This is a genomic window from Halorubrum coriense DSM 10284, assembly GCF_000337035.1.
In the GTDB taxonomy this organism is placed as follows: domain Archaea; phylum Halobacteriota; class Halobacteria; order Halobacteriales; family Haloferacaceae; genus Halorubrum; species Halorubrum coriense.
In genome coordinates, this window is sequence record NZ_AOJL01000037.1 from 1 (window position 1) to 24223 (window position 24223).

Genomic DNA, 24223 nt, shown 5'->3' on the forward strand with positions numbered 1-24223 from the left:
GACATCTCGTTGGACGACCAGCATACCGACTACCGATTCCTCACGGCGGTCGAAGACGATCTCCACGAGTACGTTCGTCTCTATCTGACCGACAACGACCTCCTCTGAATCCGGTGAGCGGATCCGGTCAGCGGAGCGCCCTTTCGCGTTACCCGAATCTCGATCGGATCGCCGCGCAAGAGGTCGCCGGGCCGCTCCGCCCGCGAGATGGGTTCGAGACCAGTACAGTGCCGCCGTGCCTCGTCGAATAAAATCGACTCAGATGAGTTCGTTCGTCCACGTCTCGGGCGTTTGCTCGTTGACGATCTCACACTCGATGTGGTAGTCGAACTCCTTCGCTCCGCGCGCTTTCATCCACTCGATCATCTCCTCGAGCCCCTGCCGCAACGTGTACTCCGTCTCGTAGTCGAGCAACTCCCGAGCCTTGTCGGCCGAACAGTTCGCCAACCTGACCTCCTGTGGCCGCTCCCGTTTGTAGATGGGGTCCAGATCAAAGTCGAGGATGTCGGCGATCGTCTCGGCCAACTGGTTGATCGAGACGAACTCGTCGTCCGGACCGATGTTGATGACCTCGCCCGTGACGTCGTCGTAGTGGCCGAGCTTCTGTAACGGCCGCACGTTGTCTTGGATGAACGTGAAGCAACGCTTCTGCTCGCCGTCTCCGTAGATGATGGGCTGTTTGCCCTGGAGCATCCTGTTGATGAAGATCGCGGCGACGTTGCGGAACGGATCGTCGTAGCGCTGCCTGGGGCCGATGATGTTGTGTGGAACGGCGATGACGTGCTCGAACCCGTGGACGTCGGCCATCAGCTGAACCATCTCCTCCGCTGCGACCTTACTTACGGCGTACGGGTCTTGCGGTTGGGGCTCCATGTCCTCGGTGAACGGCGTCTCGTTTTCGCCGTACCGGGACATACTCGAGCAGAAGACGAACCGTTCGACGCCGGCGTCGGCGGCCGCCGCCAACGTCGCGGTCGTTGACTGATATATACTCTGGTTGACTCGCGCCGGCGAGAAGACGCTCAGTCCCTCGTACGCCAGTGCGGCAGTGTGATAGACTACGTCGGCCCCCGCCACTGCCTCCTTCATCTTCCAGACGTCCTTACAGTCGATCTCGTGAAGCTCCGCCTCCTCCGGAACGTTCGACTCGTATCCGCCACTGAAGTTGTCATTGCCGGCGACGGTGTGGCCCGCTTCGATGAACGCGTCGGCGAGATGGCTCCCTAAGAACCCGGCAATCCCGGTGACGAACACGTCCTTCGAACGATCTGTGTTGGTTGCGGACATCGAACTGTCTACGGAGTGGTAAACCCAATTCAATTTAATTATAAATTAGTTACCTGCGCGTAGTATTGTCCTAATTTACCGGTTAAATGCCGATATGTCAAACAGAACTGTCAGGATCTGAGCGTCAGACGCAGTCCAGCGATACTTGTACTCGGGTTTCACCGGATGGTGTCAAAATCGGCCATCCAGACCGCAGGGACTCAGTCGTTCGCCTCGGTTCGGCGCTCCGCGAGAATATTCTCCCGGGTCTCGTAGGCCTGTTGAACGATGTCTTTGATCCAGATGTACTCGTAGGTACTCACTCGGCCGAGATTGAACATGTTGTCGTACGCGCTCAACTTCCCGTTGATACGTTCGAACGTTTCTATCTGCTCGGTGACCGGCAGCGGGTACGCGCGCGGCGCTCGACGGACCTGCGCGTCCAGTAACTCGGCGTCGATACCCTGTTCGTCGAGAAACTCGAGCAGGTAGTCGGCGTACCAGCGTTCGTCGTTGGACCAGGTATCGTCACCGACGAAACAGGGGAACTCCACCGTGAGGATCTGCTCCCCGGCCGGCGTTTCCTGCGGCACGAACTCGTAGTCGGTGATGCGGGTGAAATCGTAGTGGTTCGGGAAGTAGCCCCAGTCGACGTGGTCGGGGAAGAGCGACTCGTCGGCACCGACGTGGGCACCGAGGATGACCATACTCCGGTACTCCAACGACTCGTCGGTGTCGACGACGATGCTCGGGTCGATCGTACTGACGAAGAGGTCGCTCTCGATCCGGTCGCCCGACTCCGTTTCGACGGCCGTTATTCGGTCGCCCTCCGTTTCCAATCCGGTGACTCCGTCGAAGACGATGTCACAGTCGGCGATCATCGACTGGAGAACGTCCGTGTACTTGTCTTCCGGGTAGTAGGCTCCACCGCCGAAGAACTCCTGCTCCTCGTCAGGAAAACTGATCTTGAAGTCGAACCAATCGCCCGTGATCCGCTTCGGGTCGATCCCCCAATGTTTCTCGGTGTAGCTCCGGTTGTACCGTTCGTACAGCGTTCTACCGACTTGGTTTATCATGTACTCCTCGAAGAACTCGGCGTCGGTCTTTCCGGGTGCCTGCTCAAGCTCTTCGCGGATCTGGTCCGCGTCGTCCCACTCGTCGATGTTCTGCTTGCTCACCGGATAGTGGTGCGGGTCGTCGAGATCGCCTCGGGGGTACGTCGCGGCGTAAAACTCGTGTGGCTCGATATGGGTGAACTCCGAGAACAACTCACCGACTACCGCCTCTTCTTCATCGTCGAAAAACAGTAGATGCGGTGCGGAATCGCAGTGATACCCGGTCTCAAACTCGATTTCGCGCAACAGCCCACCGACGGCGTCTCGCTCGATGACGGTCACGTCGAAGCCCTCGTTCGCTAGGAGGTAGCCGGTGGAACAGCCCGCGACACCGGCGCCAATTATCGTGACATCTACCATTACTCGTGGGGTCGGCGCAGACTCATTAAATTATTCACACCTTACGGCCGCTCGTCGGAGTATCGTTCGGACGCTCGCGGGCGCGCATCTCACGTACGGCGCAATGGGTGGCCTCGGCCGAGCTGACTGCGAGCCTAGGTCCCGTGGTCCGGTCGCGTGGAGTACGCGTGGACCCGTCGCGTACCGAGGTTACCGGTCCCTGAGCGCTTCGGCTCCCGGGGCGTCGTCCGCCAGCCAGAGCACCGTCGCCGCCGAAGCGAGTGCCAGTTCGACTACGCGGATGTATCGGCTGAGGCGTGCTCCGCTCGGCACGTGCCGCGCGGTCCAGCGCGGCTTCGCCTCGATGGCTCGATCGATTGCTGGCAACTGTTCGAGAAGCTGGAAGATCCCGTCTGCCGGGAGCCCGACCGGCCAGAGAACAAATCCGACCTCGACGAGGTCCCTCGCGAGCGTCCCTTGAAGCAGGAAGACCGACGCGTCGAGGAACGGATGAGAGACGTATCCGACCGCGAAGAGCACCACCGGGACCGCCGGTCCGCGACAGCGCCGGAGGACGGAACCGAAGACGAGGATGGCAGGGATCGCGAAGAGCAGAGAATGAGCGACCGTCCGCCCGCTCGCGAACGGCCCGCCGACCGCGACCGCGAGCGGCTTATCAACGAGATCCGGCAGCAGTGTCCCCACGACCACGAGGAGCGTCTCTCGGCGCGTTATCGATCGACGCCGAGTCGCACGGACGACTCCCGAAGCCAAGACATACCCTACCGCCAGATGTGCGTGCGGGAGCATAGCGAAACGAATTCAGGGGGGTTCATGCCGGATCATTCCGCGGGTCTCACTCCGCGCTCCCGAGCGCACTCAAGAAGAACGATGAGGACATGATCTGTGTCCCGAGGACTACCGAAATGAACGCGACGACGATCGCTTTCAAAGACGGAAGCGCCGTGTACCCGGTCGTCGCCCACGTTAGAAACACCGAGCCGAGGTACGCCAGTCCGAGTGCGCTGACGCCGACCCCCAAGCTCATCCCGTGCTCCAATCGCACGTGTTCTTTCGCCCACTGGGTGAGCCGGTCTGAGGGCGCACGAATGCCGGTGTCAGCCGTCGCGCTGAACACTGCGAGACACCAGAACTGGAAGCCGGTGATGAGGGCCAACCCGCCCGCGACGGTCGTCAGTACGCCGGGCGAATACTGGCCGATCTGTGTGCCGCTGACCGACAGCACCAATGATACCAACCCGACCACAGCCAAGGCTGTCCCGGGAAGCGAGAAGATGTGTCCCGGAGTGTTGACGAGCATGAACCGGACGTGGCGCCAGCCGTCACGGAAACTGTGGAGCGTCGCGTCGCCCTCCCGCTCGTGGTAGACGATGGGGACCTCTTCGATGCGGAGGCCCTTCACCGACGCTTCCATCAGCATCTCGCTGGCGAACTCCATCCCGCCCGACGACAGTTCCAGCCGGTCGAGCGCGGCGCGAGTGAAGACTCGGAAACCGCTATGGGCGTCGCTAACGCCCGCGTCATAGAACATGTTCAGAAACCACGTCAGGAACGGGTTGCCGACGTATTTATGTAACAAAGGCATCGACCCGCTCTCTATCGTTCCGTTGAGACGGCTTCCGAGGACCATATCGGCTCTGCCGTCCCTAATCGGGGCGAGCAACTTCGGGATCGACGTGAAGTCGTAGGTCACGTCGGCGTCTCCCATGGCGATATACTCGCCGCGCGCTCGCTCGAACGCGTATCGATACGCGTTGCCGTACCCCATTTCGGTCGGCTCGACGACGATCGCCCCCTCGTGGCGCGCTATCTCGGGCGTCCGGTCGGTCGAGCTGTCGCTGATGATGATCTCCGTGGGCACGCCGAGTTCGAGGATAGCCTGTTTTATTTTTTGAATACAAACGAAGACGCCCTTTTCCTCGTTGAGCGTCGGCATTATCACGCTCAGTACCGGGACCTGACTGCTGTCGGCCTGTACGAGTAGGTCCGAGACGTCCGGCTGGTCCCCCTCTCGATCCCTCGACTCGGAAGTTACGAGACTAGGATATTCCCGGCCGGTTGTGATGGTATCCTTCATCTGTCCTCCTCTCGGAACGGTCGACGATCGCCGGGATCGGTCGGGTTGATGTCGCGCTTGTACTGGCTCATATCCGGCTGGTCACCCGACGCTAATTCGATCACAGGTGATAGTTATCCGTCTTTTACCGGTCTGACGGACCGGTATCAGGTGTTTACTAACCGATCCCGGAGCACCGCGTTGATTTGGGATCGCAACAGCCGGCTTCGTGGTCGATGGTCGATCGTCGGTAACTGTCTCCTTACGACGCCCTACGAATCGCAAAACCGAACGCCAGCCGACGAGATCCGACCGCCGATAGATTATTACCGCCCGCCCCTGGAGAGCCGCGTTCGTGAGATCGAAGCGGCGTCGTAACGCGTCGTCCGGTCGCTCCGCCGGTGGACTGCGGCCGCTCCCGTCGACCGCTCTCCTCTCGGTAGGACGCGTGTGCCGGGTCAGGAATCCGAAGTTGGCCTCGCGTTCGACCGCGCCGTGTCCTTCGAGCAACTCAGAGAGCGGCAATGGGTGAGCCGACGCGCGATTCCCGCTGGGGAGCGTTCACGAACCTCCCAAAGAAGTGAAATACGATGCGCTCGCCGTGCCCGTGCTCTCCGTGTGCCGTGTTCAAACCCGTCTACTGCGTCAATCGCTGAGAGTGATCGACGAGTCAGCACCGACGGTGAGATTCAGACAGGTTGCTTGATCGCGGTTGCCAGATAGAGACGATCGTGGACCAATTACGCTTTCCTCAAGCGTACAATCGACCTCCGTCTTAACGCCGTCCATGATCACGGTCGAGCGAATATCCGCGTTCCTGATCGTACATTGGTTTCCGATGGTGACGTATGGACCGATCCTCGCGTCACTGCGAATCGACGTGTCTTCTCCGATATAAACAGGTCCCCGGATTTCTGTACCCGCCTCAACGGTCGCTCCCTCGGCGAGGCGAACTCTGCCTGTTATCTCGGCCCTGTCGGAAACGTCGCCTTCTATCTCAGGAACCATCGATTCGACGAAATGTCGATTTGCTTTCCGGAGATCGTCGACCGTCCCGACGTCCATCCATACCCCAGTTGTCTCCGTCCAGTACGCTTCGTACTCCGATATCAACGTATCAATTGCGTGAGTGAGCTCGAGTTCGCCTCGGTCAGACGGTTCGAGATCCTCTATGATATCGAACACGGCCGGCGTGTAAGCTTGGACACCGATGTAAGCTGAATTCGTCGGGGGATCGTCTGGCTTCTCCAGTATCCGCCGTATCTCACCCTCCCCATCCAAATCCGCAATTCCAAATCGCGTCGGGTCATCCACGGACTTCAAGATGATTCCCACTTCGTGTTCGTTCGGATCAAACTCACGGACTAATTCGGCAGTGATGTTCTCTCCCGTGATCGTATCACCGAAATATACGACGAATGGGCTATCACCGACGAACTCCTTCGCACAACGGACCGCGTCTGCCAGCCCTCGGGGGTCACCCTGATGAATGTACGTTACCGAAACGTCATACTCCGAACCGTCACCTATCTGTTCACGGACCTTTTCCGGGAAATCTCCGCCGAGAACGACGCCGATATCGTCAATCCCGGCCTGCTTGAGATCTTCTATGACGTACTCTAAGACCGGCTTGTTCACAACGGGCAACAGTTGCTTCTGAGTAGCGTTAGTGAACGGTCGGAGCCTCGTTCCCGATCCCCCGGCGAGGATTACAGCTTTCATACGGCCGTCATTTCACCGAGGGACATAGTACCTTTGACGGGCAGGACATAATTGACCGATCGTAGGCTGAGCGGGCCGTAGCGAGAACTGCTAAAACAGCTCACACCCCTCCGGAGAACCAGTAGAAACGGACAGACGAGCCGTTTCCCCGCTCGTATGACCCGCGTGTCGGGGGGCTCGCTATGGAATGTTCCACCTACCAAAGTGCCCTTGGCTGGAGAACCGACAGAGGAGACGAACCCATGAGCCACTCGACAGAGTCCGAAGCCACGACGCCGGTGCGAGGCGACGAACGGACCAGCGCGGCCGACTCGCCGGCCTCCGGGCCCGCAGTCGCTATCATAATTCTGACCTGGGAGAACTACGAGGAGACCGCCGACTGCCTCGATTCGCTCCGGTCGGTCGACTACGATAACTATCGCGTCATCGTCGTCGACAACGGCTCCGAGGACGGTTCGGTCGACCGATTGCGGCGGGAGTACGGCTGGTGCGAGTTCGTCGTCAACGACGAGAACATCGGATTCGCCCCGGGAAACAACGTCGGCATCTCCTACGCGCTCGACACGGGAGCGGACTACGTGCTGCTCCTCAACGACGACACGATCGTACGGCCGGACTTCCTGACGCCGCTGGTCGACGCGATGGAGCGGTACGATAGGGTCGCCGCCGTCGGGGGCGTGAACCTCTTGCCGGACTCCGGTGAAATTCACAACGCGGGGTACGTCTTCCACCCGTGGCTCGCGGCCAAGGGCGAACTACACCGGGAGCCGGTCTCCGACGAGCCCTATCCGGTCGATTTCGTACAGTCCTGTCTGATCCTCTTGGATCCGGAGTTCTTGGCGGAAATCGGGCTGTTGAACGAACAGTATTTCCTCGGGATGGACGACGTCGACCTCGCCTGGAAGGCGCGCGCGAACGGGTGGAAGGTGCTGGTCGCGCCCGACTCCCAGATATACCACCGCGTCGGCGAGACGGGGTCGAGTTCACCGTTTAGCATCTATCACAAGACGAGGAACAAACTCCAGTTCGCCGAGGAGAACCTCTCGCCGGCTCGCCGGCTCCCGCTGTACCTGTCGCTCCTGGCGTACCGATCCCTGCTGTCGATCTGGTGGGCGGTGTCCGGGAACCGACGGGCGATCCGAACGACGGTGCTCGGTGCGTACGACCACTACAGGGGCGTTGAGTTCCGGGATTACGACGAGATTTCCGAATAACAGGCGAGAGCGCGTCAACCTTCCCGGCCGCTCGACACTCGGTCCCGAGAGGACGGGTTCACTCGACGCCCAGCGCGTCGATCACCGCGTCGTACTCGGCCATGAGCGAATCCCAGGAGTGTTGGGCCGCGATCTCGCGTCCCGATTCCCCGAGTCGGCGTCGCAGCTCCGGCGAGGACCGGAGCCGCTCGATTTCGCCCACGAACCCGTCCATGTCGTCACAGACGAGCGCCTCCCGGCCCGGCTCCACGGCCAACCCCTGGGTTCCGACGGTCGTCGAAACGACCGGGAGTTCGGCCGCGAAGTAGTCGAGCATTTTCAGTTTGGTTCCGGACCCGGTAGTCAGCGGACAGAGGGCGGCGTCGGCGAGACGCAACGCCCCGGCGAGGTCGTCGACGTATCCCGGGGCGTAGACGTTGTCTGCGGACACCGACAGCGGATTCCGGCCGAGGAGCAGGAAGTCGACGTCCGGCAGCGCTGGCGCGATGTCGTCGATAATTGACCTCGCGGCACGACGGTTCGGCGCGTAATCGTACGACCCGAGGAAGACGCAGGTGAATCCCTCACCGGGTATCTCGCACTCGCGGGCGGCGGCTTCCGGGTCTCCACCGCGGTTTATCCGCTGGTAGTCACAGCCGTTCGGGATGACGAGCGCGTCGCTGGCCGACCCGACGTCGAACCGCTTCCTGTCATCCTCCGATTGGAACACGGTCACGTCGGCGGCCTCGATGGCGTTCGCCTCGAACTCCCGGAAGTTCTCGACCAATCGATGTCGGACGATCGCCGGAACGCTCCGCTCTCGCAGATACCCGTCAAGTATCTCGTGGTCGGCATTGTGCTTGTTCAACAGGAGCTCGGCGTCGTGGGACCTCGCGAGACTGATGGCCGCGTCCGTCACCTGCGGGAACTCACACACGACGACGTCGAAGGATACTCCGGTATCTTCCACGGGCTCGACCATCGCGTCCGCGAGCGGTCGTCGGAGCGGATGCCGGGGTGACACCGCGAACAGGCCGGTCCAGAGTTCGTCCCAGACCGGCTGGTAATGAAACAGCGGGCTGGTCACGCCGATCGGTTCCATATCGCCGTCGAGGCGCTCGTCTCCGGGGGGAGCGGCGACCCACAGGTCACCGAGCGTGCTCAGCTTCTGTGCGGTCTTCCAGAGCCGAACCTCGGCTCCGTTCTTCGGCGGGTACATCGACGTTCGGCTCAGTTGAACGATGTTCATAGCGCAGTGGTCGGGCTCGTCATCGCCGCTCGGGCGGGATCGTCGCAGATCCGATCGCCGAGGCGAGGCGTCGAGCGAGCGACCCGGCCGGGGCGGACTGTCGTCGACTCACCGGAGGGGAGGGCGCGCCGTTTGTAAGTATGTATTGCGTACCCCGCGTCGCGCGGTCCGATCGCCGACGGGACCGGAGACGCGGACGGCAGATCGACCACTACAACAGCGCCCCGAGACTGTTGATGTCCCGCGCACCGACCTCGTCGAGGCCGTAGAGGACGGCACCGTACAGTACTCCGCCGACAGCGGCTGTCAACAGCGACACTGCGACACCGTAGGTTCCGGTCACGTACAGCGCTGCGGTCGGACAGGCCATGACCGCCCCGGCGATCAGCGCGTTCCGGAACGGAAGCACCGGGAACTGCCAAGCGATGTACCGCGAGGAGAACACCAGCGTGAACGCACAGTAGAGTCCGTAGCTAATCACCGTCGCCACGGCGGCGCCCACGTACCCGAAGGCGGTGATGAGCGGGACGTTGAGGGCGACGTTCAGCGCGATGACGACGAGGATTCCGTACGAGAGCAACGACGTCTGCTCTTTGATTTCGATGGCGACCTGGGCGAGATTCGCGAGCGACCAGAGGAACAGACCGACGGCGACGATGGGGATGATGACGTATCCGCTCGTGAACTCGTCCCCGATCAGGAGGGTGCTGACGGTCCGACTGAGCGCGGCGACGCCCACTACCACAGGGACTCCCAACAGTATGAAGTATCTCATGAACTTGGTCAGCGTGTCGGCTATCTCGCCTTCGTTGTCCCCCTCCCACGAATCGATTATGATCGGCGACATGGCCTGAAGCATCGGGGTGTAAGCCAGTCTGAGCCCCCGGTCCACGAGCATGTAGTTCGAGGAGTAGATGCCGACCGCGACGCTTCCGGCGAACACTTCGAGCAGCACCCGATCCGCCTGAACCAAGAACGCGTCTCCGATCACGAATCCGATCATCGGAACGCCGTACCCGGCGAGGCGGCCGATCGTCTCTCTGTCGACCGCCGGGGACGTCCGGACCTGTTCCGACGTGACGAAAGCGAGGACGCAAGCGACGGCGATTCCGATAGTGGTCCCCCAGATCCACCCGACGATGTGATCGAGGACGAATATCGCCAGCACGACGGAGAATCCGAGTCCGACAACGGCCCGCGCGAGACGGAACAGCGTGACCTTCTGCGAGTTGAGGATCGACCGGAAGAACGCGAGGAGTACCTGTAACCCACCTCGTGCGAGGGCCAGCCCCAACGACGCAAAGAAGAACACGGTGTACGGACCCAGCCGGTGTCTCAAGACGAGGTACCCGCCGATGGCGGCCAGCAACAGAACCGACGAGATCCCGAGGTAGACCGAGAACGCGTTTCTGATGACGAGTTCTTCGTCCAGCTGTGGGGCGTATCGCAGCACCGAGTAGTTGAGCCAGCCGTAGAGAAGCGTGCTGACGATTCCGGCGACCGCTAGCGAAAGTGAGTACCGACCGAACGTCTCCGGCCGGAAAGTCCGGGTGAACAGCATCAGCGCCCCGAGCGAGAGCAACGCAGGGACGACGTGCGCGACGGAATAGAAGCTCAGATCGTGAACGAGCTGACGGACCCGGTCGCCTACCTCCTGCGTCGTGCCCTCCATTGGCTCACGTGACAGCGAGGATGGAAGTAAGTAATCGCCGATTACGAGCCATTCGCCGCACCTCGTTCGGACGAGGGGTCGGGTCTCGGCACGGTCGAAGCGGGCCGTTCGAACGGGTCATTCACTGTTGAAGACCGTTTTGAACGTCCGGGACGCCTCCGGAAGCGACTCGTACTGCTCCGAGACGTGTAGTTCGCTCGGTCCAACGAAGTGAGGGCCGGCGACGAAGCTCCACACGTTGTGCCACGCGACGACGTCGCTGTTCGCTCCGATCCAGTCCGCGAAACGCTCGAAGAACAACGGATTGTCACCGCTGCCGGCGTCGTTCCAGTTCCGAGCCGCGACGCCATACTCCGGGAACACGAGAGGCTTCTCGCGGTCTCTGGCGAACTCGACCCAGTGGCTGAGCCCGAAGTCTTGGTTCACGAGACGGTTCCAGTTCTCTTCTCTGAGCCTCTGGACACACGCGTCCCCGCAGCCGGGCGGATAGTAGTGCTGGCTCTTGTCGTACACCGTCAAGCCGACCTGGTCGACCCACTCGTCTCCCGGGTACGCGGCCGTCGGATCCATGTGTACGCGACCGACGTGGGGTGCCCATACGTACTCGAACGCCGCTCCGTCGGCGGCGTTCATCGCCTCGACGACCCGTCTCCACGCCCGGACGAATCTGTCCGGATGGCCGACCGCCCCGTCCGGTGACCACCGCCCGTTCATCTCGTGGCCGATACGGACCGTCGCGTCCGCCATCCCGTGCCGGATCAGGCTCCGGGCGAACGTCTCGTGCCGGTCGGCGTGATCCCCGGCCGCGACGGCGGCCAACGTCGTCTCTCCCGGGGGGAACATCTTCATCGTGACCGCAATCTCCCGGTCGGACGCGATCGGCTCTATCGGCCTCTCGAAGGGCATGTTGTCCACGAGGTACTCCTCCCACCCACCCGTCGGAACGTTGAACGAGTAGTAGTCGACGGGTCGGCCGAACCACTCTTCCCAGGGTGCTAAGGCGCTCTCGTCGCCCAAGTAAACCCCCACCTTCGGGTCATCGCCGGTAGAATCCGGCGTTCCCGACGTCTCGGTCCCGGTGGTCGGCTGCCCCTCCGACTCGTCTGACGACATCGGGCCCAGGCACCCCGATAGCAGACTCGTCCCAGCCACGGCGCCAGCGGCCGTCCGCTTCAGGAAGGTTCGCCGCGCCCGCTCCACCGGGCCTTTCGTAGGGGGAGAGGGCTGCCGGTCGCTCGCGTCTGCGGCGGAGCCCCCCCGGCAGTAAGTGTCGCCGGTCACGCTCCCCGTTCGTCCACGTCACATTTAGTAAGTACACACCTACCTCCGACGGCATCCGCGAGCGGCACGAGAGCCCGGGCCACGCGGACCTGCGCCGAGGCGTCTCTACCGCTCGGACGATCCCGCCGTCACGTCCCGGGGTTACGCACTCGTTTAGTTCGATTTTCCTCTGTATTACTAATGCCCCGTAGTCTCGACTCAGACGCAGTCAGGACCGCCGGAGGCGGGGAAATCGGTGTAACTCATGAACACGAATCCACTCGAGCTCTTCTCGGACAAGGGTGCGGTGACCCTCCTTTCGATGTGTAAGTCGTACCTCGAGGAGGAACTGTACAGGCGGACCCTCGACGCTCGGCGCAACGTGTCTGTCCACCCGTCGGCAGAGATCGATCCCGAGACGAAGTTCGATACGAACGGGACGATAACCGTCGGCCGTGACTGCCGAATACGCAAATACGTGGTCATCGCTCCGTCGGGCGGTCAGATCAACATCGGTGAGAACTCGCTCGTCAACGCCTTCGGGATGATAATGGGACGCGGACCGGTCGAGATCGGTACCGATGTCCTGATCGGACCGCACACCACTGTCGTCGCCGGAAACCACACGTTCGACGACCCGGACACTCCCATCGTTCGACAGGACGTCGTCGGTACGGGTATCACGATCCGTGATGACGTGTGGATCGGTGCCAACTGCGCCGTGCTCGACGGCGTTACCCTCGGGGAGGGATCCGTCGTTGCGGCCGGAAGCGTCGTCACCGAATCCGTCCCGGACCACACGGTCGTCGGTGGTGCGCCCGCGGAGGAGATCGGCGACCGAGGCGCGTCACAATCGCCGTAGTTCGTGGCGTTCAGAGCTCCGAACGGAAACAGACGACCGTCTCCTCGGCGCCCGGATCGGATCGCCGAAACGTCATCACAACCCGACTGACCTCGGGTTATCCGAACGAGTTCGCGGCACGTTCCACGGTTAGGAGGTACTTACTCGAACGGCGTCCCAGTTCACCGGTCCATAATTATACTGCGGACAGTCCACGTGCGTATCACGGATGGTTGTCGAAGCCCGGCGTCTGGCCAGCCACTATTACTTTCCGACGCTCCTGGTCGTCGCGATAATCGCCATGGTAACTGCGCTCGAGGTACTGGGGCCCATCGCTAGCATCAAAAGCGGCTACCTGTTTCTGGGGGTCTTGTTCGCCTCCGTCGTCTATTACGGACACGAGGTGACGCCGCCGGAGCAGGTCCGGAGCGGCCGCGGCGTGGCGCCGTACTACGGACAGGTGGTGCTCGGCGTCGTCGCTCTGGCAATCGCCGCTGTCGCGGCGGCCGCGATGCTTCCGTTCGCCGATGCGACGACGGTCCGAACCGGCGCTATCGTGGTCGGTCTCCCCGTCGGGTATACGGTACTCGTCCTTCAGGTCGGTGAACAGGCACCCTCCGATTGGCTCCTGACCCAGATCCTCGCGCTCTTCGCACTGGATCCGATCACGAAGGTCCTCTCGACGGACTTCTACTTCGGCCGAGGCGATATCCCCAAACACGTCCGATTCACGGAGCTCGTCACCACGACCGGTACGTGGAGGATCATTCCGGAGGCGACATCCTATCACTCCTTCCCGGGGTTACAGACGTTGGTCGGGTCCGTCAGTCTCCTCTCCGGGCTTTCGGAGTACGACTCGCTCGTCACCGTCGGCATTATCACGTACCTCATCGTCGTCGTGATCGCGTATCTGCTCGCCGATCTGCTGTTCGACGACTGGCTCTTGCCGGTGTGTGTCGCGTTAGGCGTTACCGTGTTGAGCCCGATCCACCGGTACAGCGTCTACTTCTTCCCACAGTCGCTCTCAGTCGGACTGGTACTCGTCGTTATCCTAGCCGCGTACCGGTTCGATGCGGTTCCGGAAGCCGGGGACGGGAACAACCTGCTGGTCGCGTTCCCGATCGTCGTCGCACTCTGGTTCACCCACCACCTGACCACCGTCCTCTTCGCCCCGGTGGTACTGTGCCTCGTTGCGGTGCCCGTCATCGCCGACCGGTGTGGGTTCGAGGGAGTACGTCGGCTCAAGATCCTCTCGCTCGGGGCGTGGATCGGGGGAAGCGTTGCCTACTGGATCCTCGGCGGAGTGTTCATACAGAGCCTCATTAGCGCCGTCGGGATGGTACTCAGTCAAGGGGGGGTGAGCGACACCGACGCCGGCGCGCCGGTCGTCTCGCTCGGCGCGGCGGTCCCGGAACCACTGATCGACGAGGCGGTTCTCAGTCTCCTCAGCGTCGGTGCCGTCTATAACGTTACGCTCGTCTGTGTCTTCTCGTTGAGTGCCTTGTTGCTGCTCAGAGATCCGAACCGGTACCGCTCCTCGGCGGCGATTCTCACCGTTGGTCTGTTGGGTACGGGGGTTATGATTCGGACCCCCATCGACGTACACGGTCTCGCGCGCACTCAGTTGGTCGTCAGTGTCTTCGTGGCGTTCCTCGTCGCCGTGACGTTCTCCCGGCTTCTCCCCTTATCGCTCGGTTCGATCAAGACGACGGGACCTGCCCTCTTGCTCGTCGTGTTGGTCGCGACCAGCGGGTCCGCGTACGCCGCGGACGATCTGTACGGCCTCCATTCCGGTCCCGACCTGTGGGAAACTCGGACGACGCCCGAGACACAGAAGGAATTCAGCAGCGCGGAGATGGGAGGGTTTCAGCTCGCTGCCTCCTTCGCCGATCGGAACGATCTGAGACTCGGAACCGACTGGAATTCAGAGATCGGCCTCAGTAGATACCGATACGATCTGCCGACTGGCTCGTTCGCCGTCGAAGAGGGGCGTATCAGGACGGACAGGGACGTGATAATGTACCGACAGCGATGGGTCGACCACAGCGTCCGTTTAGTTCCCGAACGGCGATCGTTCATCACGCTCCTGATCTCAAACGAGTGGTTTGATCGAATGGTAGGGGCCGAGAACAAGGTGTACACGACGGGCGATATCGGGATGATCGGCGACAACCCGAACGCCACGTACGTCGAGACGACGGACCGACCGTAGTTTCCGGTCGTCGTTTCGCTCCGAGAGTCTCGGCGAATACGTCCCGGACCGCTGCTTCCGATGAACCGTTTCCGGACCCGCCCCGGCGCGTGATGTCGTCGCGAAACCCGAGGGGCCGGTGCTGGTTTTCGCGGGTTTTCGGCGATCCGTACACGCAGACACGGAGGCCCGACCGACGTACACCGTCGTCCACGCGCCCGAGTCCGGGTCGACCACTCCGCGAGTCCCGAAAGGCGAGACGAACGGGGTAGCCCCCAGCGTCAGCGACTCAGAACACCGACTCCTCGGTGTGTAAACGGACCTTACTTTCCGGTAATGTCGTGTTTCAATCTCGATCTTTGACCTTACTTCCGTAGTAACTGGTAAGTAACTATCTCCAACGTACATCTATAAATGACCAAACTTACACTAATAGCTGGTAAGGTTGGAATACTTTTAATTATGGTCCACCTATAGACGTTGATGTATGAATCAGGCTGAACGAGCCGGTTCGGGCGGGGTCGCGTGTAGTAATGACGGGACGTACTCAGGCGGTGGTGTACGATGAAACACGGCGCGTACGTGATCTCCGAGTCGAGAGTCCGGCAACTCGAAGACGAGTGGTTCGGTGGTGCCGAAATCGATCTCGTTACGACCACCTTCACCGAGGGGTTCCACGACGCGATCGGCATCACGTGGGAGCCCGGTGCGGGTGCGAGCGAGAAGCGCGAGTCCCTCCGGCGAACGTTCGGGGAGACCGATCGTCGGATGATCATCGCCTACGAGTTCGCGGGCGAGGATCGCGGAGCGTACGGCCCCCCGGCCAACGGTGACTTCGACGATCGGTACCGCCAGTTCGCCAGCGATCTTGTGGACCTCGGGATGGGTGACTCTTTCATCGCCCCGAACCACGAGTTCAACCTCGACTGGGGCAACAAATCGGCCTGGGACGATCCGGAGAACTACCGGGACGGCTACGCGCGCTGTGTGCGAGAGATGCAGTCCGTCGACGGAGCCGAGTTCCGATTCTGCTATGCGCCGGCCCGGAACCGGCTCGGCGTCGCCCCGGAAGCGTGGCCCGTTGCGTCCGACTACTGGCCGAGCGGGGAGGATCCGCCGATCGTGATGCCGACATTCTACGACGCCGGGCAAGTGTACCCGGACGACCTGTCGTCGGTCAACCAGACCGAGCTACAGGACCTCCGAGACCAGATCTGGCGGGAGAAGCACAAGCCGCTACTAGACATGTGGAACGACTTCGCAACGTCGCGGAACGCGCCTCTGGGTTTCCGCGAGTGGGGGGTCGGAGACGACGACTACTACCATCCGGCTGGCGGCGACAACGCCGAGTTCATCCACCGGATGTTCGACTACATGCGCAATAACGGCGTCGAGTTCCAAGCCTACTGGAACGTGGAGTCCGGCGGTGGTGGTACCCATCGACTCTGGCCCGAGAGCGAAACAACCCTCGACAGCGCCGGGGAGGCGTTCAGGACCGAGGCGTCAGTCGACATCGGTAGCGGCAGTGACGAGGGATCCACAGACACTTCGGACGAGACCGAAACGACGTTGGGCGGCTACAACCAACCGTCGTCGGGAACGCTGAACTGGCACGTTCCGATGAACGAGAACTTCGCGGACATCGAGGCGGACGTCAAGTCACTGGATCAGCGGTTGAGCGATCTCGAGTAGCTGAACCGTCGTGCGTGAGCGGATCCGGGTATCCTGTCGCTCCCACCGGACCGCCGTTCGGCACGGTCCCAACGGGATTCCTCCCGTAGTCAGTCCATTCATCGCCGGAAAGTTCCGAATATAAAACCGGAACGGACGCGAAGCGCGGACCGAACACCGATGTCGGGTCTACACGCGCTCGCCGAATCGCTGTCCGCTCGGGTACCAACAACTGACCGACTCGAACAGACGGCGGACGCGGTCATGAAAGTGCTCTCGTCGTGGGCCCCACACGGGACCGACATCTTTGAAGAAGACTGGGACGTGCTCGTGATTCTCGACACGTGTCGAGCCGACGCGATGGACGAGATGGCCACCGAGTACGAGTTTATTTCGTCCGGAACGTCGGTGTGGTCGCGGGGGAGCGCCACACGCGAGTGGGTCCCGCACACGTTCACTCGGTCTAACCTCGAGGAGATACGGGACACGGCGCTCGTCACCGCGAACCCGACGAGCAGATGGGGGCTCGGCCACGAGGCTCAGCCCGAGTGGCCGGCGTTCATGAAGCGACTCACTCGTTGGGACACCGTCGACCCCGACGACTTCCTCGAATTCGACGAAGTGTGGCGGTACGGGCCGCAGAACCCGTTCAGCGGAACCGTTATGCCGTACGCCGTCACTGACCGTGCCATCTCGGTGTGGCGGTCGGAGTCGCCAGATCGACTGATCGTTCACTATCTTCCGCCCCACCAACCGTACGGCGCTAGAGCGCTCCGCGAGAACCGCGCGCTGAACGACGTCGAGCGAGCACCCTGGAGGGCGTTGAAAAACGGGAAGCCCCGGGAGGAGGTCTGGTGCCGCTACCTCAACGAACTCCAGTTCGGCCTCGACAGCGTCCGGACGTTGGTCGAGGACATCGACGCCGAGCGCATCGTTATCACCTCAGATCACGGTGAGGCGTTCGGGGAGTTCGGGCTGTACGCGCACCCGATGGTCCCGATTCCGCAGCTCCGGCAGGTTCCGTGGGTCGAAACGAGCGGCCGGGGCCGCGACGAGTACACGACACACCTTGAGCCGACGGGCGGGAGCGACAGACTTGAGTCGGCGGTCGAGGAACAGCTCGAGTTACTCGGGTATCGCTGAGCAGCGCAGACGTGACACCCTCGCCTTTCAGACGACCCGTCTCCCTATTCCCCGGGACTCGAAACTCGAATCCAGAGATGTACCTCTCGGTAGGCGTTGTCTACCGAGGGATTCGGCGGGGGCTCTCCGGTGTACAGAAGATAGGTCAGCCGATAGCTCCGATCGTCAACCCTCGGCTCGATATGGTGTGGAATACGCTCCGTTTCCCCATGGTCCAACGTCGTGGAGAGCGTCTGGAGTCGGGTCTCCGAGACCAGAAGTCTCGCTCCGTCGTCCTCCTCGAACGCTTGGAGAAGAACGATGGCCGTGTATGTAGTCGTCTCCCCCTCCCGATTGGTTACCCCGAGCGCGAACGACTCGTTCCCACCTCGTGATACCGTCTCCGGGTAGTTCCTCGGGACGTACTCCCCGCTTTCGTTTTCCGACAGCAGATACAGTTCGGTGACTTCGCCGCCCTGAGACGATTCCACCCCCGCCCCGACGGAGAGGACTGCGGCGATGAACACCAATGCGAGGAGGACGTTCATCGCGTTTGCCGCGGTCCCCTGACCAGCGAGCGCCGACCGGACTCGGATCGATACGGTCCGGTGCGGGGATCGCATCCGGACGTCGGAGGGTAAACCCGACCGCCGTTTCGCCGCCAGCGGGAGGCCGACCGCGACGAGTGCGGCCAGCCCGACATACAAGTTGCTCCGGGATATCCCGGGGAACCAGTAGCCGAGAGCGAGTCCCAGTAGGACGGCGATTGCGACGCTCACGCCGAAAGAGAACACGAGTCGTTCGAGCGACCCGAGTCCACCGTCCGAGTGCTCCGTAGCGGACGCGCTGTCCGCCGTCTCGCTCGGACAGGACCGCTTCGGGAACAGGACGCTGAGGTAGACGTAACCGGGAGCGAAGAGGACGAACACGAGCGAGACAACGGGCCGGAGCGGCGTGTCGCTCAACGGTGAGACGAACACGAACAGGCCGACGACGGCGGTCAACGCCGCTATTGCGAGGAGGTCTCCGACGGAGTCGAAGGCGTGTCCGTCGGCCGCGTCAGGCTCTCCCATCATGCGGCCAGTTCGACTTCGGGGGTAAAAGTATAGACGCGGTACGAGTCGAATACCGGGGTGTCGGGACTGACGGCCGAGTATAGCCGGTCCCTACCAGAGATCGGCGTTCTCCGCCACGACTTCGGTCCGTCGCCGTCCGGTCGGCCAGTTCGGTTCGATATCGGCCGCTCCCCGCCCGAGTATCGATGAAGCCGGTCCGATGCGTTCGACGGGGTGCCGGTGATCGACGTGTCGGCTGGTCCGCTCATCGGTAGCCCAGATCCTCTAAGCGTGCTTCCACGTCCGGTTTTAGCCGGCGGTCGTCGGGCAGCCGGCTGTCGACACCGACATCGGATGCCCGTTGGGTTGCGACCCGCTGGACCCGTCGCAGTTCGTCGTCGTCGTGGCTCTCCGGTGACACTACCTGCCCAGAGTTCAGGTCAGTGAGACGCGTTTCGTCGAGGATGTCGTCGATCTCGTACAGCCAGGAATCGGACCGGACGCCGACGATCGAGTCGCCGTGTACCTCGTGTTCGGCGACGACGTGGTCTCTGGCTCCTGGCTCCGGATACCGACCCGCATACTCGGCGGGAACGTCCAGCCCGGTCGCTCGATGGAACAGGGGCGGCAGGTCGACGAGGCTTACCAGTTCGTCGGTGGCCGCCGATAGGTCGGTCGGCCCGTTGACCACCACGAGCGGGACGCGTATCAGCTCGTCGTACATGCGCTCTGGCTTGCCGTACCGTCCGTGTTCGCCGAACAGCTCGCCGTGATCCGACGTGAACACGACGAGCGTGTCGTCGAGGCGGCCACTCGATTCGAGCGCCTCCAGTAACCGCTCCACTTGGCCGTCGACGTACGCGATCGACGCCCTGTACAGCCGCCGGATGTCGGCCATCTCCGCGTCGGTGAGTGACGCCGAGTCGTCCAGCAACCGGGAGTAGAGTTGGGAGACGGTATCGATATCGACGTGTTCGACGCCGAACTCGGCCCGGTATTCGGAGGGCGGATGGCACGGATGGTGGACGTCCATGTAGTGGGCCCAACAGAAGAACGGGTCGTCCGCATCGGCCATCCACGCTATCGAGTCGTCCGTGATCACCTCCGCGCTGACGTACGGCCGCGGTTTGCTGGCGACCGCCCGATACGCGGTCTTGATGAATCCAGTCAAATTAATCAGGTCGTCGACCCGCTCGAGCCAGGGATTGTTTATTTCGATCCCTCTGGGGAACACCGTCGTCGCGACGCCCATCAACGGGTTCTGGTAGTCCTCGAACTCGTCGAAGCCCCGGTCGTAGTTGAAATGGGTCGACAAGAAGGGGTTGCTGTGGAAGCCGGCGGTCGCGAAACCCCGGTCCCCGAGCAGCGCTGCGACGCTGGGCCGCTCGGCCGTCAGCGGTCCGAGACCACCGTACGAGAGCGGCAACGTTCCGGTCAGCATCGCCGGGAACGACGGCGTGGTCCCCGGGCCCGTCGCGAACGCCCGATCGAAACTGACGCCGGTTTGCTCCAGTCTCGGTCCCGCGACGAGCGCGTCCTGCATCTGTTTCCAGACGTCGTACCGAAGCGAGTCACACGTGACGAGCAGCACGTTGTCCACCGACCCGTTAGTCATGCTTTCACCGTCTTTCTGTCCGGTCCGGCGAGCATCTCGTGGTACCGGTCTATCGAGGCGTCCTTTACGAAATTCTCCTCGAACGCCTCGCGTGCGTTTGCGCCGTGCCGGTCGACGAGCTCCGGGTTCCGCTCATATCGTTTGATTGCGGCCGCGGCCTCCTCGACCGACCCCTGTTCGACTTGGACACCTGCGTCGAACCGATCGACGATACGGGCTTCGTCGTCGTTCGCCTTGGCGATGGTCAACACGGGCTGCCCCGACGCCATCGCCGTGTAGAGTTTGCTAGAGACGACGATACCCTCGAACCCCTCTTTGACGGCGACGACGGAGACGTCGGCGGAGGTCAGACTGTACGGTAAGTCGTCCCACGGCTGGTACGGTAGGAATCGGACCGAGTCGCCCCGCAACCCCTGCTCTTCGGCGAGTTCTACGATACGCCGTTTGTTGTCTCCTTCACCGATGATGAGAAACTGGACATTCTCTCCCTCGAGTTCGGCCGCCGCCCTGACGAGCGTTTCGAGATCGTGAAATTCAGCGATGTTTCCGGAGTAGAGCACGGTGAACTGGTCTTCGAGGCCGTGTTCCTTACTGAACCAGTTGTCCGACTTCGCCATCGGAGTGATGAACTCCTCGTCTTCCCAGTTGTGGATGACGTGGATCTTGTCGGCGTCGAACGACGGCCCTCCCTTCGCACTGATCCGCTGTTTCATCACGGGACCGAGAGCAACGACGTGCTCGGCTCCCAGCAGCGCTCGTCTGTCGAGAGCTCCCCAGATCCGATCGAGGGCGCCGCCCTTCCGGAAGTAACCGAGCGCTGCCGGTTCGTCCGGGTACAGATCGTACGCGATGTAGGTGTACTCCCAGCCTCTGACGGTACACACGAACCACATCGCGACGGGCATGAACGGCGGACAGGTCACGAACACCACCCTGCGTTCGCGTTCGACGCGCTCGAAGAGCAACAGCGCGGTCATCCAGACGGTAAACAGCGTCCAATTGACCAGCCGACGGAGTATCGACGCCTGCCGGAACTGCGGCGCGCCGATCCGGCGGACGAGGACGCCCTCGTGGAGCGACCGTTTCGGCTGTCGCTCGTTGTCCCCACTGTGGTAGTTGGGCTGGCCAGTGTACACGGTCATGTCGAGGCCTCTGTCGTTGAGTCCGACCGCCAAGTCCGTCATCAACTGCCCGGTAGAGGCCGTATCCGGGTGGAAGTATTCGGTGACCAGCAGGTACTCCGGTTCCGGTGCCATCTATCGCTCGTGGAGGAGTGTCTCGAGGTTCGATTTCACGCGCTCCCTGTCCTTCGCGTCCGTGTACCAGTCGACCGTCGCTTTGAGACCCTCTTCGAGGGAATACTCCGGCTCCCATCCCAGGATCTCTGCTGCTCGAGTGGTGTCCGCCGCGCGGTGGCGAACGCCGACGGGCTTGTCCGTCATGTACTCGATCCGTCCCGGCTCCTCGCCGAGACACTCGAATATCTTCTCGACCACCTCGTTGATCGACACGTATCGGCTAATTCCAGCGTTTACCGGCGTCCCGTCCGTGACGTTCTCCGCTGCGAGGCGAAGCGCGCGCGTGATGTCTTTGACGTAGGTGAAGTTCCGAGTCTGCTCGCCGTCACCCCATATCTCGAACGGGTTCTGCCCGGCGTACGCCTTCGCGATGAGCGCGATGATCGCGTGGGTTTCGTTCTCACGCGGGCCGTACGCAGTGAAGATACGGACGATGCTGGTGTCGATGCCGTACTGTTCGTGATACGCCTGTAGCGACCGTTCGCCCATCAGCTTCGCCCACCCGTACACCTCGTCGGCGTACGCTCCGCCACGGGTGTCGAAATCGACCATGTCCTCGCCGAGGCGTCGTTTCTCCTGCTGTATGTCCGTCGGATACGCGCACGCGCTGGACGCGAACGTTATCCGCTCGACGCCGTTCTTCGCCGCGGACTCGTACACGGTGTTGTCCAGCGCCATGTTCGTGGCGCAGTTCGCGGGGTAGTTCGATATGTACCCTCGCCCGCCGTGATCCGCGGCGAGGTGGAAGACCGTATCCACGCCGTCGGTGGCGCGGTCAGCGAAGCCGACGTGCTTGAGGTTTCCGTCGAGGATCTCGACCCGATCGGCCACCGAGGCGAGGTTGTCCCGCGTCCCGCTGGAGAAATCGTCGGCGACTCTGACCCGTGCCCCTTGGTCCACGAGGTCTTCGACAAGGTGGCTCCCGATGAACGACGCCCCGCCCGTGACGAGCACGCGCTCGTCGCGCCACTCGGTCACGGCGACCCCCCGTCGGCGGAGACCGCCGTCTCCGGCGTCGTCTCGAGTTCCCTTTCGGCCCACCGGTAGACCTCCGGGAGCCCGGCGTCGAGCGGGACCGAGGGCTCCCACTCGAGCTCGCTTTCCATCTCGGTCATGTCACAGGCGTACTTGTCAGTTCCAGTGGGTTTCGACCGGTCGTACGCCAGCGAGAGGTCCTTGTCGCTGATCTCGATTATCCGGTTTGCGAGCTCGCGTATGCTGACCACCTCCGTCGAGTTCCCGAGGTTTATCGGCTCGCCGTCGGACTTCTCGGTCAGCACTTCGATCATCCCGTCGACGAGGTCCGTCACGAAGATGAACCCGCGCTGTTGAGACCCGTCGCCGAACAGCTCGATGGACCCGCCGTCGGGCGCCTCGATGACCTTGCGACAGAGCGACGGGATGACGTGGCTGCTATCCGGATCGAGGCTCTCGCGCGGGCCGTAACAGTTGAATATCCGGACGCTGCTCGTCCGTAGGTCCGTGTCGGCGTGATACGCTCGACAGGCGACCTCACCGAGGACCTTCGCCCATCCGTACGTGCTGTGTGGGTCGGCAGGGATGCCTTGGTCTTCGGAGAAGCGGTTCAGTCCGTCGTGTTCCTGTCGGTAGATACACGCGCTCGAGGCGAAGAGGAAACGATCGATGTCGTTTATCCTCGCGGCTTCTAGCATACACTGATTCATCAGGACGCTCGGGGTGAGCCCGCCCACGTTCTCCTGTTTGATGTAGTGGACTCCGCCGACGCTTGCGGCGAGGTGGAATACGTCGTCGACACCCTCCGTGGCCTCGACGCAGCCCTTCTGCGTGGTCAAGTCGACCGGCAGCAGTTCGATACTCTCCCGGATACCAGAGAGGTTCGACACGTCTCCCCGAGAGAAGTTATCTGCGACTCTGACCTGCGCCCCGAGGGACACCAACTTCTCGGTCAGGAAGGAACCGATGAAGCCCGCGCCGCCGGTCACGAGAACGGTGCGATCGGCAACTCCGTCTGTCATATTTCTACCTAGTAACGACTGCGACCCGACATTGTTATAGAGAAATTATCCGATCGGTCGAGGGTCCAGTCGCGTGCTACCAGCGGGCGCCAGCCGCTTCACGCCGGTTCGTCCGATGATTTTTCACCGTTCGCTGTCGGGAAATTAGTGGCCCGTTCTCTCACGGGTCGGCGTGGCTGGTCGCGAACGAGCCACGGAGAGGACAGAGACGTACGTCGGTAAGCGTCTGTTACCTCCCCTCGGTTCGCCCGGATGACGTGGAGTTCGTCCCGACGGGTAGTTGCCCGACTCCTCACGGCGGTATCGTCCGACGCCCACGAGTTGCGGTTGCGACGGGAGACCCACCCACGGAGTTGTCAGGTCCGTTGACGTCGAGTCAGCGGCGAGTCACTGACGTCCGGGCACGCGTCCTTCGACGAGGTCCGCGCCGCGGGAACCCGTTCGTCGGTGCGGGGTCGGACGGAACCGCTCCGGCCGTGCCGACGGCGTTCGCTCGGTGTGTACCGCCCGTATGGGTCGGAACGAAATTGCTCGCGTGTC

General features: G+C 62.2%; 18 protein-coding genes. 5 read left to right on the top strand and 13 right to left on the bottom strand.

Annotated elements, in window-relative coordinates; all coding sequences use genetic code 11:
- Positions 1-258: 258 nt before the first annotated feature.
- The 5 genes from C464_RS09565 to C464_RS09585 form a co-directional block, all read right to left on the bottom strand.
- Entirely contained in the window at positions 259-1287 is a 1029-nt protein-coding gene (locus C464_RS09565; protein ID WP_049911027.1) for an NAD-dependent epimerase/dehydratase family protein, read from the bottom strand.
- Positions 1288-1487: 200 nt separating this feature from the next.
- Positions 1488-2741 carry a protoporphyrinogen/coproporphyrinogen oxidase gene (locus C464_RS09570; protein ID WP_006113489.1) on the bottom strand — a complete coding sequence of 418 codons (1254 nt, stop codon included), beginning with the start codon at positions 2739-2741 and terminating at the stop codon, positions 1488-1490.
- A 189-nt stretch (positions 2742-2930) separates the two neighbouring features.
- Positions 2931-3530, bottom strand: coding sequence for a metal-dependent hydrolase (locus C464_RS09575; RefSeq protein WP_080510423.1), 600 nt, complete (start codon positions 3528-3530; stop codon positions 2931-2933).
- Between the two features lie 46 nt (positions 3531-3576).
- Positions 3577-4818 (bottom strand): glycosyltransferase family 2 protein, encoded by a 1242-nt coding sequence (locus C464_RS09580; protein ID WP_006113491.1) that lies wholly within the window; start codon positions 4816-4818, stop codon positions 3577-3579.
- Positions 4819-5442: 624 nt separating this feature from the next.
- A complete protein-coding gene (locus tag C464_RS09585; RefSeq protein ID WP_049911029.1) occupies positions 5443-6519 on the bottom strand; it encodes a glucose-1-phosphate thymidylyltransferase in 1077 nt (358 codons plus the stop codon).
- A 242-nt stretch (positions 6520-6761) separates the two neighbouring features.
- Between C464_RS09585 and C464_RS09590 the strand changes: the two genes are divergently transcribed.
- A complete protein-coding gene (locus C464_RS09590) occupies positions 6762-7733 on the top strand; it encodes a glycosyltransferase family 2 protein (protein WP_006113493.1) in 972 nt (323 codons plus the stop codon).
- A gap of 58 nt (positions 7734-7791) precedes the next feature.
- Here the strand turns inward: C464_RS09590 and C464_RS09595 are convergent, their stop codons facing one another.
- The 3 genes from C464_RS09595 to C464_RS09605 all read right to left on the bottom strand — a co-directional run bounded on the left by C464_RS09595 (position 7792) and on the right by C464_RS09605 (position 11914).
- Positions 7792-8961, bottom strand: a complete 1170-nt coding sequence (locus C464_RS09595) for a glycosyltransferase family 4 protein (protein ID WP_006113494.1) — start codon at positions 8959-8961, stop codon at positions 7792-7794.
- Positions 8962-9172: 211 nt separating this feature from the next.
- Positions 9173-10633 (bottom strand): lipopolysaccharide biosynthesis protein, encoded by a 1461-nt coding sequence (locus C464_RS09600; RefSeq protein ID WP_006113495.1) that lies wholly within the window; start codon positions 10631-10633, stop codon positions 9173-9175.
- 117 nt (positions 10634-10750) lie between these two features.
- The gene (locus C464_RS09605) at positions 10751-11914 is read right to left on the bottom strand and encodes a glycosyl hydrolase (RefSeq protein ID WP_152420918.1); all 1164 of its coding nucleotides are present in this window, start codon (positions 11912-11914) and stop codon (positions 10751-10753) included.
- A gap of 244 nt (positions 11915-12158) precedes the next feature.
- On the opposite strand from C464_RS09605, the gene C464_RS09610 reads away from it, so the two are divergent.
- From C464_RS09610 to C464_RS09625, 4 genes are all read left to right on the top strand, one after another.
- Entirely contained in the window at positions 12159-12755 is a 597-nt protein-coding gene (locus C464_RS09610; protein ID WP_006113497.1) for an acyltransferase, read from the top strand.
- A gap of 208 nt (positions 12756-12963) precedes the next feature.
- On the top strand, positions 12964-14946 hold the full coding sequence (locus C464_RS09615) for a hypothetical protein (RefSeq protein WP_006113498.1): 1983 nt from the start codon (positions 12964-12966) through the stop codon (positions 14944-14946).
- 561 nt (positions 14947-15507) lie between these two features.
- A complete protein-coding gene (locus C464_RS09620) occupies positions 15508-16617 on the top strand; it encodes a hypothetical protein (protein WP_161781673.1) in 1110 nt (369 codons plus the stop codon).
- Positions 16618-16776: 159 nt separating this feature from the next.
- Positions 16777-17739, top strand: a complete 963-nt coding sequence (locus tag C464_RS09625) for an alkaline phosphatase family protein (protein WP_006113500.1) — start codon at positions 16777-16779, stop codon at positions 17737-17739.
- A gap of 44 nt (positions 17740-17783) precedes the next feature.
- Here C464_RS09625 and C464_RS09630 read toward each other — a convergent pair whose 3' ends face one another.
- From C464_RS09630 to C464_RS09650, 5 genes are all read right to left on the bottom strand, one after another.
- Positions 17784-18791, bottom strand: a complete 1008-nt coding sequence (locus C464_RS09630; RefSeq protein WP_049911033.1) for a DUF1616 domain-containing protein — start codon at positions 18789-18791, stop codon at positions 17784-17786.
- 247 nt (positions 18792-19038) lie between these two features.
- Entirely contained in the window at positions 19039-20388 is a 1350-nt protein-coding gene (locus C464_RS09635) for a sulfatase (RefSeq protein ID WP_006113502.1), read from the bottom strand.
- Positions 20385-21644 carry a glycosyltransferase family 4 protein gene (locus tag C464_RS09640; protein WP_006113503.1) on the bottom strand — a complete coding sequence of 420 codons (1260 nt, stop codon included), beginning with the start codon at positions 21642-21644 and terminating at the stop codon, positions 20385-20387. The genes C464_RS09635 and C464_RS09640 overlap by 4 nt, the downstream gene beginning before the upstream one ends.
- Complete coding sequence (locus tag C464_RS09645; RefSeq protein WP_006113504.1) at positions 21645-22664, bottom strand: NAD-dependent epimerase/dehydratase family protein; 1020 nt, start codon at positions 22662-22664, stop codon at positions 21645-21647.
- The gene (locus C464_RS09650) at positions 22661-23683 is read right to left on the bottom strand and encodes an NAD-dependent epimerase/dehydratase family protein (RefSeq protein ID WP_049911034.1); all 1023 of its coding nucleotides are present in this window, start codon (positions 23681-23683) and stop codon (positions 22661-22663) included. Before C464_RS09650 ends, C464_RS09645 begins: the two co-directional genes overlap by 4 nt.
- Positions 23684-24223: the final 540 nt, after the last annotated feature.